A 12108-nucleotide genomic window follows, 5' to 3' on the forward strand; every position below is an offset into this window, starting at 1 on the left:
ACTCCCGCGGCACCCGCCCCGGGCCGCCGGGACCACCGCGACCGCCGTCGGCGTGCCGCGGCGCGGCTCGGCCTGATGGCCACGCCCGTCGCGTTCTTCGCGGTGTTCTTCGCCTACCCGGTCACCGCGATCGTCGCCCGCGGCCTGCGGACGGAAGGCGGCTGGCAGCTCGGCCGGATCGCGGACGTCCTCGGGCAGTCCGACATCCGGCACGTGCTGTGGTTCACCACCTGGCAGGCGCTCGCCTCCACCGCGCTCACCCTGGTGATCGCGCTCCCCGGCGCATATGTCTTCGCGCGCTTCGACTTCCCCGGCCGGAACGTCCTGCGCGCGGTGGTGACCGTGCCGTTCGTGCTGCCGACCGTCGTCGTCGGCACCGCGTTCCTCGCCCTCGTCGGCCGAGGGGGACTCCTCGACGAGCTGTGGGGCCTGCGGCTGGACACCACCGTGTGGGCGATCCTGCTCGCGCACGTCTTCTTCAACTACGCCGTCGTCGTACGCACCGTCGGCGGCCTGTGGGGACAGCTCGACCCCCGCCAGGAGGAGGCCGCACGCATGCTCGGCGCCTCCCGGTTCACCGCCTGGCGCACGGTCACCCTGCCCGCGCTCGGCCCGGCCGTGGCCGCCGCCGCGCTCATGGTGTTCCTGTTCACCTTCACCTCCTTCGGCATCGTGCAGATCCTCGGCGGCCCCACCTTCGCCACCCTGGAGGTCGAGATCTACCGGCAGACCTCCGAGATCTTCGACCTGTCCACGGCCGCCGTCCTCACCCTCGTCCAGTTCGCCGCCGTCGGCGCGATCCTCGCCGTGCACGCCTGGACCGTGCGCCGCCGGGAGACCGCGCTGCGACTCGTGGACGCCTCGGGTACCGCCCGTCGCCCGCGCGGCGCCGGACAGTGGGCGCTGCTCGCCGGCGTCCTCACCACCGTCGCCCTGCTGCTGGTACTGCCGCTCGCCGTGCTCGTGCAGCGCTCCCTGGACGCGCCCGGCTTCGCCTACTACAAGGCGCTCACCCGCGAGGACGGCGGCACCTTCCTCGTCCCGCCGATCGACGCCGTCGGCATCTCACTGCGCTACGCCGTCGCCGCCACCGTCGTCGCCCTCGTCATCGGCGGGCTCGCCGCCGCGGCGCTGGCCCGCCGCGACGCCGGACGGCTCGTCCGGGGCTTCGACGCGCTGCTGATGCTGCCGCTCGGCGTCTCCGCCGTCACCGTCGGCTTCGGCTTCCTCATCGCCCTCGACGAACCCCCGCTGGACCTGCGCTCCTCCTGGCTGCTGGTGCCGCTCGCGCAGGCCCTGGTCGGCGTCCCCTTCGTGGTGCGCATCATGCTGCCGGTGCTGCGCGCGGTCGACGACCGGCTGCGGCAGGCCGCGGCCGTGCTCGGCGCCTCCCCCTGGCGGGTGTGGCGGGAGGTCGACCTGCCGCTGGTGCGGCGGGCGCTGCTGGTCGCCGCCGGATTCGCGTTCGCCGTCTCGCTGGGGGAGTTCGGGGCGACCGTGTTCCTCGCCCGGCCCGACAACCCCACCCTGCCCGTCGCCGTCGCCCGGCTGCTCGGCCGGGCCGGCGAGCTCAACTACGGGCAGGCGATGGCCCTGTCCACGATCCTGATGGTGGTGTGCGCGACGGCCCTGCTCGTCCTGGAGCGGCTGCGCACCGACCGGAGCGGGGAGTTCTGATGCTGCTGAGCCTCACGGGAGCGAGCGTCCGCTTCGGCGGACGGCCCGCGCTCGACGCCGTCGACCTGGACGTCGCCGACCACGAGATCGTGTGCGTCCTCGGCCCCAGCGGCAGCGGCAAGTCCACCCTGCTGCGGGCGGTCGCCGGACTCCAGCCGCTGGACGCCGGCCGCGTGCTGCTCGACGGGCGGGACCAGGCCGCCGTGCCCGCGCACCGGCGCCAGGTCGGCCTCATGTTCCAGGACCACCAGCTCTTCCCGCAGCACGACGTCGGCGGCAACGTCGCCTTCGGACCGCGCATGCACGGCATGGCGAGGAGCGAACGGGCCGCGCGGGTGCGGGAGCTGCTGGAGCTGGTCGGGCTGCCCGGCGCCGAACGGCGGGCGGTCGCCGTGCTGTCCGGCGGCGAGCAGCAGCGCGTCGCCCTCGCCCGCGCGCTGGCCGCCCGCCCCAGGCTGCTCATGCTCGACGAACCGCTCGGCCAGCTCGACCGCTCGCTGCGGACACGCCTCGTCGTCGAACTCCGCGAACTCTTCGCCCGGCTCGGCACCACCGTCCTCGCCGTCACCCACGACCAGGGCGAGGCGTTCGCGCTCGCCGACCGGGTCGTGGTCATGCGCGACGGCCGCATCGCCCAGTCCGGCACCCCGCTCCAGGTGTGGCAGCACCCCGCCGACGCGTTCGTCGCCCGCTTCCTCGGCTTCGACAACGTCGTCCCGGCCACCGTCACAGGCCGGGCCGCCGATACCCCCTGGGGCAAGCTCCCCGTGCCGGACGGCTCCCCGCAGGGCCCCGGCACACTGCTCGTGCGGCCCGCCGGGGTACGGCTGGTGACCGGTGCCGAGGGCCTGCCCTGCACCGTCACCGCCCACACCTTCCGCGGCACCCACGTCTCCGTCCACCTCCGCCCCGAGGGGGCGCCCCGCCTGGAGGCGGCCTGCGCCCTGCGGGACGCCCCGGAGGTGGGCAGCGAGGTCGGCGTCATGTTCGACGCCGCGGAGACCGTCGTGCTCGGCTGAACACCCTCGAACAGGCCGGGGTACGCCGGACACGGCAACGGCCCGCCCCCGCGAGGGGACGGGCCGTCACCGCGAACCGGTGCTGCGCGTGCGTCAGCCGGCCTTCGAGGCGCCGCGGCGGCGCATCCCGAAGAACACCGCGCCACCACCGACGACGACCAGCGCGGCGGCGATGCCGGCGATCATCGGGGTGTTCGAACTGGCGCCGGTCTCGGCCAGGTTGGACTCACCGACGGCCGCGGGCGACGGGCCGTTGTCGCTGCCCGCACCGGCGGCCGGCGCGGTGGTGTCCTCCGCCGCCTTCGAGTCCGACGGGGTGGCCGCGGGTGTGGTGTCGCCCGACGGCTTGTCCGCCGTGTCCGACGGCTTCGGGGAGGCGGGCTTCGACGGCGTGGTGCCGGTGTCGGAGGCGCAGGCGGTGCCCGGCGTCGTCAGATTGCCCTTGATGTCCTCGTCGACGGCGCCGTTGTCGGCCTTGACGTGGACGCGGTAGGTGGCGTTCGCCTTCCAGTCCTCGTCGAAGGTGACGGTGACACCCTCGCGGGACCCCTTGACGCCGGTCTTCTCGCCGATCTTCTTCTGGTCGGCGCCGTTGTTCTCCAGGAACACGGAGACGGTCACCGGGGTGCCGGACGCGTCGACGTCGGTGACGGCGATGACACCCTTGTCGCCGTCGCACTTGGCGACGGCGGAGAACTCGCTGATGTTGCAGGCGGCCGCCGTTCCGGCGACACCGAGCGCGAGCGCCGCCGAGGCGGACGCGACACCGAGCACGCGGGCGGCGCGTGCCGTGGTGCGGCGGGATATGAACGAGGCGGATGAGGTGGACGACTTGGACAAGATGGCCACTGTGCCCTTCACGGGATGCGCAACTGCGGGGGGTGAACGGGGATTTGACGCTGCCACGGTAGCGGGTCGTCACAGGATCCCCGAGTGGCTCACAGGTTTATAAGCGTCACGTAAGACCTGTCAACGCATATGCCCGGCCTCACCCCGGACTTTGCCCGCTTATTAACCGCTCATACGTTTGAGCGCCGCCGGTGCTTCCTCCACGGAGTCCACGAGCGCGATCCGCGCCTCCATCGACCGCTCCCGTGCCAGCGCCCGCAACAACGGCCACGCCGGCAGGTGTTCGGTCCAGTGCGCCCGGTCGACCAGCACCATCGGCGTCGGCTCGCCCCGCGACTCGTAGTAGTTGGGCGTCGCGTTGTCGAAGATCTCCTGTACGGTACCGGCCGCGCCCGGCAGGAAGACCACACCGGCGTTCGAACGGGCCAGCAGACCGTCCTCCCGGGTCGCGTTGGCGAAGTACTTGGCCACATGCGTGGCGAACGCGTTGGGCGGCTCGTGACCGTAGAACCACGTCGGGATGCCCACCGAGGCCCCGCCGCCGGGACGACGGCCGCGCACCTCGAAGGCGGCGCCCGCCCAGTCCCCGACCGACGGCACGAACGACGGTGCCTTGCCCAGCAGTTCGAGCGCCTCGTCCAGCATCGCGTCCGCGAAGGGCGCCGCGTACGCCCCCAGGTTCGCGGCCTCCATCGCGCCCGGGCCGCCCCCGGTGGCGACCATGAGCCCGGCGCGCGCCAGCTCCCGGCCCAGTCGCGCCGCGCCCGCGTACGCCCACGTACCGCGCGCCATCGCGTGGCCGCCCATCACGCCCACCACCCGGGCGCCGGTGAGGAGTTCGTCCAGCGCGTCGGAGACCGCGTCGTCGTGGACGGCGCGCAGCATCGACGCGAACACGTCCCCGTCGGCCTTCGTGCGCTGGAACCAGGCGTACGCACGGGCGTCCGGCGTCACCTCGTAGCCGCCGGCGGCCAGGCCGTCGTACAGCTCGTCGGGGGAGTACACCAGGCCCCGGTACGGGTCGAACGGCAGGCCGGGGACGGGAGGGAAGACCAGCGCCCCCGAGGCCCGTACGTGCGCGGCCGCGTCGGGGGTCATCGGGCAGCCGAGGAAGACGGCGCCGGCGCAGTCCTGGGCGAGCAGAACCTCCGTACGGCCCGTCAGGTCGACGGACTGCACACGGTGCCGGGCGAGGGGGCGGCCGGCGGCGACCACCTCGTCGAACTCGGTGAGTGTCTCGATCTCGCGGTCGTGGGAGCCGTCGAACGGCTGATCGTGTGTCGGATGCACCAGCCCATGCTAGGGCGCCCCTCACCCGAACGGGCCGGCAACCATTCTCCGGATGCCGGCTCTCGACGACCGGCCCTCCACGATCAGCCCTCGACGGCCGTCGGGTCCATCCACACGACCTCCCAGGAGTGGCCGTCCGGGTCGTCGAACGAGCGGCCGTACATGAAGCCGTGGTCCTGGGTGTCGTCGTTGTCCGTGCCTCCCGCGGCGAGCGCCCTCTCGACCAGCTCGTCCACCTTCTCCCGGCTCTCCGCGCTCAGACACAGCAGCACCTCGCTGCTGCGCGTCGCGTCCGCGATCTCCTTCTTGGTGAAGTCGGCGTACCGCTTCCTGCTGAGCATCATCGCGATGATCGTGTCGCTGATCACCACGCAGGCGCAGTCCTCGTTGCTGAACTGTGGGTTGATCGTGTAGCCGAGCTCGGTGAAGAACTTCCTCGAGGTGTCGACGTTCTCGACGGGCAGGTTCACGAAGATCATCTGCTGGTACACGGTGGTCCTCCCACGGGGGTGCGGTGGAGCGTCGTCCTTGTGAAGGGGCAGACCGGAAGGGACCCCGGAACTCATCGGCCGCCGGGGCACATTCTCCGGCGGCCGTGGGGCCCTGCCGTTCAGCGCGTGAGCGGCAGGGCGGCCAGCTCGGCGACCAGCCAGGTCAACGGGGTGAGGAGGAGAACGAGAGCGGCGGTGCGCAGCAGCGCGGCGGCCCGCAGGAGGGTGGCCGGGGCGCCGATCCGCAGCAGGGCGGCGGTGGTGTCGGTCCGGTCCCGGCGGGCCTCGACGGCCGCCGTCACCAGCGTCGCGAGGGCGCAGCCGGCCACCACGAGCGCGCCGAGGGTGCTCAGGGGCCCGAAGGAGGGGTGCGCGTCGTGCGCCTCGGCGTACAGGCGCGCGGTGGCGTACGCGCCGGAGGCGACCGCGCACACCACGCCGAGGGGACGGCCGATGCGCCCCGCCTCCTCCTGGAGGACACGGCCGGACAGCAGCCGCAGGACTCCCGGGCGGGCCGCCTGCAGCAGGCGGCCGCACAGGTGGGTGAGCGCGGGCCCGGCCAGGGCGAGGCCGACGGCGGTGAGCGCCCAGCCGGCCGGCACGGCGGCGGAACCGACCACGAGGTCGCCGGGGAGGTCGAACCGCCCGGTGCCCGGGTCCCGGGCGGCATAGGTCTCGGTGGTCAGGCCGGCGGCGATGACGGCGACGCCCCACGGCAGACCGGACGGGGCCGGGACGGCGGCGGTGCCGGCGTCCGCCGGGGAGGTGCCCTGCCCCGGCAGCGCCGTACGGGCCTTCGCCGCCCGGCGGTCACCTGGCGCCGGCTCCGCGCCGGGGTCCGTCGCCACGTCCGGGCGCACCTCTCGGAGCACGTCCGGGCGTACGTCCTCGCGGGGGCGCAGTGTCAGGGCGCCGGCCGCCGACGCGGCCAGGGGGACCACCGCCAGCAGGGTCGCCGTCGCCGGGAGCGGCAGCGGGAGACCCGCCGCCAGGGCGTCGGCGAGGGCCCCGCGCGGCGGGGCGCCGGGCAGGTCGCCGCGCAGGTGCAGGAAGAGGAGGAGGGCGGCGGCGGAACCCAGGGCGCAGGACAGGGCCGTGACGAGGACGGAGAACACCCTCAGCCGGCCGGGTCCCAGGCCGACCGCCGACAGCCCGGGGCGCGGCCGGGTGCCCGGGTCCGCGCGGGCGACGGCGACGGCGAGATGCACCGTGGCCGCGACCGGCACCGCGCACCACGCGAGCCGCAGCGCGGCCGGGGCGGCGGCCCCCGGGTGCGCCAGGGCGTACCCGAACGCGCACAGCAGCAGGAAGCCGGTCGCCGCCGAGGCGGCGACGACCAGCAGTCTGCGGACCTGGACCAGTACGTGTGCCCGGCGGGCTAGACGGAGAGCGAGCACGCGGCCCGGCCTTCCGGCTCCGCGGCGGGCGGCAGGTGGACGGTCTGCACGCAACGGCCGTCCAGGAGCGCCACCGAACGGTCGGCGAGCGCCGCCGTCTCGGGCTCGGTCGTGGCCAGGACGACCGTGATGCCGTGCGAGCGGGCCGCCGCGGTGAGGGTGCGCAGCACATGGGCGCGGTCGGCCCGGTGCAGCGAGGCGGTCGGCTCGTCGGCGAAGAGGACCGTGGGGGCCGCGGCCAGGGCGCGGGCGATGGCCACCCGCTGCCGCTGGGCGACCGGCAGGACGTGCGGGCGTCTGTGCGCGCACGTGCCGATGTCGAGCCGTTCGAGCCATTCGCGGGCGGTGGTCCGGGCGGCGCGGCGTCCGACGCCGCGCAGCATCAGCGGCAGGGCGGCGTTCTCCCAGACGTTGAGCTCGGGGACGAGGTGGGGCACCGGGTCGATCCAGCCGAACCGTTCCCGGCGCAGCCGTTCGCGCCGCATCGGGCGCATCGTGTGCATCGGCCGGCTGTTGAACCAGATCTCGCCGCTCTGCGCCGGCAGCAGTCCGGACAGGCAGCTCAGCAGGGTCGTCTTGCCGCTGCCGCGCGGGCCGGTGACGGCCAGGATCTCGCCGTCGCGCACGCCTAGCGAGACGCCGGTCAGGGCTGGTGAACCGTTGTGCTGGAAGTGCAGGGCGCGTGCCCAGAGCACGTCGTTGTCCGGCGGGGCCACCATCGCGTACACCTCGCTTCAGATCCGCTGTCCCGGCCGGGTCTTCGGGCGTCTCCCGCTGCCGGGTCCCTCGTCCGGGCCCCTCCTGGGGGTCCCTCTTCCGGGGGAACGAAGACAGGGCCGATCGGTCACTGGCACGCTAGGCGGCCTCGTGGCGGGAGGCCGGACGGCACACGGCCCCGGGTCACCGTTTCCCACTCGAACGGGTGACCAGGGGCCGATGTTGATCATTCAGGACGACGATATGCCCGACGCCCGGCCGGTGCCCGGCACGCGGTGCCGCCCGGTGCCCGGTGCCCGGCGGCGTTCGGCGCCGCAGGCCGCCCGGCGTCCGGTCACAGCTTCGTCCATGCCTCCGTCAGGACCCCCCGCAGTATCTGTTCGATCTCGTCGAACGTGGACTGGTCGGAGATCAGCGGCGGGGCGAGCTGGACGACCGGGTCACCGCGGTCGTCGGCACGGCAGTACAGGCCGTTGTCGTACAGGGCCTTGGAGAGGAAGCCGTACAGGACGCGCTCGGTCTCCTCCGCGTCGAACGTCTCCTTGGTCGCCTTGTCCTTCACCAGCTCGATGCCGTAGAAGAAGCCGTTGCCGCGGACGTCGCCGACGATCGGCAGGTCGTACAGCTTCTCCAGGGTGGCGCGGAAGGCGCCCTCGTTGTCCAGGACGTGCTGGTTGAGGCCCTCCCGCTCGAACAGGTCGAGGTTGGCCAGCCCGACCGCCGCGGAGACCGGGTGGCCGCCGAAGGTGTAGCCGTGCAGGAAGGTGTTGTCGCCCTTGTAGAACGGCTCGGACAGGCGGTCGGAGATGATGCAGGCGCCGATGGGGGAGTAGCCCGAGGTCATGCCCTTGGCGCAGGTGATCATGTCCGGTACGTAGTCGAACTTGTCGCAGGCGAACATCGTGCCGAGCCGGCCGAAGGCGCAGATGACCTCGTCGGAGACGAGCAGCACGTCGTAGGTGTCGCAGATCTCACGCACCCGCCGGAAGTAGCCGGGCGGCGGCGGGAAGCAGCCGCCCGCGTTCTGCACCGGCTCCAGGAAGACGGCGGCGACGGTGTCCGGGCCCTCGAAGAGGATCTGCTGCTCGATCTGGTCGGCGGCCCAGCGGCCGAACGCCTCGGGGTCGTCCCCGAAGAGCGGAGCGCGGTACATGTTGGTGTTGGGCACCTTGTGCGCGCCCGGGACGAGCGGCTCGAAGGGCGCCTTCAGGGCGGGCAGACCGGTGATGGACAGGGCACCCTGCGGGGTGCCGTGGTAGGCCACGGCACGGGATATCACCTTGTGCTTGGTGGGCTTGCCGGTCAGCTTGAAGTACTGCTTGGCCAGCTTCCAGGCGGTCTCCACCGCCTCGCCGCCGCCGGTGGTGAAGAAGACCTTGTTCAGGTCGCCCGGCGCGTACCCGGCCAGCCGCTCGGCGAGCTCGACGGCCTTGGGGTGGGCGTAGGACCACACCGGGAAGAACGCCAGCTCCTGCGCCTGCTTGAACGCGGTCTCGGCGAGTTCCGTGCGGCCGTGGCCCGCCTGGACGACGAACAGCCCCGCCAGGCCGTCCAGGTAGCGCTTGCCCTTGTCGTCGTAGATGTAGGTGCCCTCACCGCGCACGATCGTCGGCACGGGGGCGTTCTCGTACGAGGACATGCGGGTGAAGTGCATCCACAGGTGGTCGTACGCGGACTTGCTGAGGTCCTTGGCGCTGGCGCTGCTGTCGCTGCTCACGGCTATCGGGTTCCCCACATGTAGGTCTGCTTCTTGAGCTTGAGGTAGACGAAACTCTCGGTGGAGCGCACGCCGGGGACGGCCCGGATGCGCTTGTTGATGACTTCCAGGAGGTGGTCGTCGTCCTCGCAGACGATCTCCACCATCAGGTCGAAGGACCCGGCGGTCATCACCACGTACTCGCACTCGTCCATGGCCGCCAGCGCGTCGGCGACGGCGTCCACGTCCCCCTCCACGTTGACGCCGACCATCGCCTGCCGGCGGAACCCCACCGTGAGCGGGTCCGTCACGGCGACGATCTGCATCACACCCTGGTCGAGGAGCTTCTGCACGCGCTGACGCACGGCCGCCTCGGACAGACCGACCGCCTTGCCGATCGCGGCGTACGGCCGCCGGCCGTCCTCCTGGAGCTGCTCGACGATGGCGAGGGAGACGGCGTCCAGGTGAGGGATGCCGCCGCCGTTCCGGTGCTCCCGGGAGGGGTCCTTGTGCTCTGCGCTTCGACTGGCCACCGGGTCACTGTGCACGACGTCTCGACAGTTCCGCAAGGCGTAATCGATGAAATTCGTTGTCTGGAGTGTGTGAACGTGCGGATTTCGCAGCCGTGAGGGGAGTGGGGGTGTTGAGGACGCGGAGGCAGCGACTAGGGTGGGTGTCTCAGCAAATGGACACGTGGAGAAGTCGGACACGTGACATCCGTCCGTACGCGAAACCCCCGGGAGGACCGGCAGTGAGCACCGAACTGCGTCGTCTGCGCAACCACATCGACGGCGAATTCCGCGACGCCGCCGACGGACGGACCACCGAGGTGGTCAACCCCGTGACCGGTACGGCGTACGCGACGGCGCCGCTGTCCGGGCAGGCGGACGTCGACGCCGCGATGGCCGCCGCCGCCGCGGCCTTCCCCGGCTGGCGGGACACCACCCCCGCCGAGCGCCAGAAGGCCCTGCTGAAGATCGCCGACGCGTTCGAGGAGCGCGCCGAGGAGCTCATCGCCGCCGAGGTGGAGAACACGGGCAAGCCGATCGGGCTGACCCGCACCGAGGAGATCCCGCCGATGATCGACCAGATCCGCTTCTTCGCGGGCGCGGCGCGGATGCTGGAGGGCCGCTCGGCCGGCGAGTACATGGAGGGACTGACGTCCTTCGTGCGCCGCGAGCCGATCGGCGTCTGCGCGCAGGTGGCGCCCTGGAACTACCCGATGATGATGGCCGTCTGGAAGTTCGCCCCCGCGCTCGCGGCCGGCAACACGGTCGTGCTCAAGCCGTCCGACACCACCCCCGCCTCCACGGTCCTGATCGCCGACATCATCGGTTCGATCCTGCCCAAGGGCGTCTTCAACGTGCTCTGCGGCGACCGCGACACCGGCCGCCTGATGGTCGAGCACCCGACCCCGGCGATGGCCTCCATCACCGGCTCCGTACGGGCCGGCATGTCGGTCGCCGAGTCCGCGTCCCGGGACCTGAAGCGGGTCCACCTGGAACTCGGAGGCAAGGCCCCCGTCGTCGTCTTCGAGGACACCGACATCCCCAAGGCCGTCGAGGACATCTCGGTCGCCGGGTTCTTCAACGCCGGTCAGGACTGCACGGCGGCCACCCGCGTGCTCGTCCACGAGGCCATCCACGACGAGTTCGTCGCCGCGCTCGCCAAGGCCGCCGCCGAGACGAAGACCGGGCGTCCGGACGACGAGGACGTGCTGTACGGGCCGCTGAACAACCCCCAGCAGCTCAAGCAGGTCGCCGGGTTCGTCGAGCGGCTCCCCGCGCACGCCAAGGTCGAGGCGGGCGGACACCAGGTGGGCGACGAGGGGTACTTCTACGCCCCCACCGTCGTCTCCGGGCTCGTGCAGGACGACGAGATCATCCAGCAGGAGGTCTTCGGCCCGGTCATCACCGTGCAGTCCTTCCGGGACGAGGACCAGGCGGTGGAGTGGGCCAACGGCGTCGACTACGCGCTGGCGTCGTCGGTGTGGACGAAGGACCACGGGCGGGCCATGCGGATGTCCAGGAAGCTGGACTTCGGGTGCGTGTGGATCAACACGCACATCCCGCTGGTGGCGGAGATGCCGCACGGGGGCTTCAAGAAGTCCGGCTACGGCAAGGACCTGTCGGCGTACGGGTTCGAGGACTACACGCGCGTGAAGCACGTGATGACGTCGCTCGACGTGTGACACCCGCGGCGAGCGGGGGCGTGCGCCCCCGCTCACGCCCGCGCCCGCCCGCGCCCTCAGAGGCGTTCCCGCAGCGCGTGCAGGGCGTCGACGCGGTTGGTGGTGAGCGAGTCGGCGCCCGCGGCCAGCAGACGGCGCATGGACCGCGGAGTGTCGGGGGTCCACGCCGAGAGCAGATGGCCGCTCCGGTGCACATGGACCGCCAGCTCGCGGGTGACCAGGCCGAACCGGTAGTTCAGCCAGCGCGGCCGCACCGCCTCCAGCAGCACCGGGCGCGGCGGGGCCAGGGATGTCCAGGTCAGCGCGATCTCGGCGGCCGGGTCGGTGGAGCGCACCGTGAGCATCGCGGGCGCGCCGGCGCAGTAGTACGCGCGCTCCTGCGCCTCGCACTCCCGTACGACGTCCAGTACCCGCCGCACCGACCGGGCGTCGGGGGCGCCGGGCAGGTCGATCAGCACGCGGCTGTCGGCCGTCGCCGCCAGCGCCTCGGCGAGCGTCGGCACCCCGCCGTCCGTCAGCCCGCGCACCTCCGCCGCGGACAGCGAAGCCAGCGGTCGGTCGTGCCCCCACAGCCGCGTCAGTGTGCCGTCGTGCAGAAGGACGGGGACCCCGTCCCGGGTGAGCCGCACGTCGAACTCCACCGCGTCCGCGCCCCGCCGGAGCGCGGACCGCAGCGAGTCGAGCGTGTTCTCACGGAAGCGGTAGGGATCGCCGCGGTGGGCGACGGCGGTGAAGGTCTGCATGCCGGCCATTGTGACCGGCCGCCGCCCGGTACCCCACG

At 72.7% G+C, this 12108-nt stretch carries 11 protein-coding genes; 3 read left to right on the forward strand and 8 right to left on the reverse strand.

The window, feature by feature from the left end; all coding sequences use genetic code 11:
- The first annotated feature begins 75 nt into the window (after positions 1-75).
- Entirely contained in the window at positions 76-1677 is a 1602-nt protein-coding gene (locus tag QFZ64_RS25190) for an iron ABC transporter permease (RefSeq protein WP_307071857.1), read from the forward strand.
- On the forward strand, positions 1677-2696 hold the full coding sequence (locus QFZ64_RS25195) for an ABC transporter ATP-binding protein (RefSeq protein ID WP_307069401.1): 1020 nt from the start codon (positions 1677-1679) through the stop codon (positions 2694-2696). Before QFZ64_RS25190 ends, QFZ64_RS25195 begins: the two co-directional genes overlap by 1 nt.
- Positions 2697-2789: 93 nt before the next feature.
- On the opposite strand, the gene QFZ64_RS25200 is transcribed toward QFZ64_RS25195, so the two are convergent.
- From QFZ64_RS25200 to QFZ64_RS25230, 7 genes are all read right to left on the reverse strand, one after another.
- Positions 2790-3545 carry an LAETG motif-containing sortase-dependent surface protein gene (locus QFZ64_RS25200; protein ID WP_307069402.1) on the reverse strand — a complete coding sequence of 252 codons (756 nt, stop codon included), beginning with the start codon at positions 3543-3545 and terminating at the stop codon, positions 2790-2792.
- A 162-nt stretch (positions 3546-3707) separates the two neighbouring features.
- The gene (locus QFZ64_RS25205) at positions 3708-4835 is read right to left on the reverse strand and encodes an LOG family protein (RefSeq protein WP_307069404.1); all 1128 of its coding nucleotides are present in this window, start codon (positions 4833-4835) and stop codon (positions 3708-3710) included.
- Between the two features lie 83 nt (positions 4836-4918).
- Positions 4919-5326: a VOC family protein gene (locus QFZ64_RS25210; RefSeq protein WP_307069406.1), complete on the reverse strand. Its 408-nt coding sequence runs from the start codon at positions 5324-5326 to the stop codon at positions 4919-4921.
- A 119-nt stretch (positions 5327-5445) separates the two neighbouring features.
- Entirely contained in the window at positions 5446-6723 is a 1278-nt protein-coding gene (locus QFZ64_RS25215; RefSeq protein ID WP_307069408.1) for a hypothetical protein, read from the reverse strand.
- Positions 6705-7442, reverse strand: a complete 738-nt coding sequence (locus tag QFZ64_RS25220; protein ID WP_307069411.1) for an ABC transporter ATP-binding protein — start codon at positions 7440-7442, stop codon at positions 6705-6707. Before QFZ64_RS25220 ends, QFZ64_RS25215 begins: the two co-directional genes overlap by 19 nt.
- Positions 7443-7774: 332 nt before the next feature.
- Positions 7775-9175, reverse strand: coding sequence for an aspartate aminotransferase family protein (locus QFZ64_RS25225; RefSeq protein ID WP_307069413.1), 1401 nt, complete (start codon positions 9173-9175; stop codon positions 7775-7777).
- On the reverse strand, positions 9160-9684 hold the full coding sequence (locus QFZ64_RS25230; protein ID WP_307069415.1) for an Lrp/AsnC family transcriptional regulator: 525 nt from the start codon (positions 9682-9684) through the stop codon (positions 9160-9162). The genes QFZ64_RS25225 and QFZ64_RS25230 overlap by 16 nt, the downstream gene beginning before the upstream one ends.
- 203 nt (positions 9685-9887) lie before the next feature.
- On the opposite strand from QFZ64_RS25230, the gene QFZ64_RS25235 reads away from it, so the two are divergent.
- Positions 9888-11327 (forward strand): gamma-aminobutyraldehyde dehydrogenase, encoded by a 1440-nt coding sequence (locus QFZ64_RS25235; protein ID WP_307069416.1) that lies wholly within the window; start codon positions 9888-9890, stop codon positions 11325-11327.
- A gap of 56 nt (positions 11328-11383) precedes the next feature.
- On the opposite strand, the gene QFZ64_RS25240 is transcribed toward QFZ64_RS25235, so the two are convergent.
- A complete protein-coding gene (locus QFZ64_RS25240) occupies positions 11384-12070 on the reverse strand; it encodes a glycerophosphodiester phosphodiesterase (protein WP_307069418.1) in 687 nt (228 codons plus the stop codon).
- Between the last annotated feature and the right edge of the window lie 38 nt (positions 12071-12108).

It is taken from the genome of Streptomyces sp. B3I8, assembly GCF_030816915.1.
GTDB lineage: Bacteria > Actinomycetota > Actinomycetes > Streptomycetales > Streptomycetaceae > Streptomyces.

Bases quoted from the DNA above. Each gene is read 5' to 3' on its own strand.
- QFZ64_RS25240 (WP_307069418.1), bottom strand. From the start codon at position 12,070: ATGCAGACCTTCACCGCCGTCGCCCACCGCGGCGATCCCTACCGCTTC.
- QFZ64_RS25195 (WP_307069401.1), top strand. From the start codon at position 1,677: ATGCTGCTGAGCCTCACGGGAGCGAGCGTCCGCTTCGGCGGACGGCCC.
- QFZ64_RS25220 (WP_307069411.1), bottom strand. From the start codon at position 7,442: ATGGTGGCCCCGCCGGACAACGACGTGCTCTGGGCACGCGCCCTGCAC.
- QFZ64_RS25190 (WP_307071857.1), top strand. From the start codon at position 76: ATGGCCACGCCCGTCGCGTTCTTCGCGGTGTTCTTCGCCTACCCGGTC.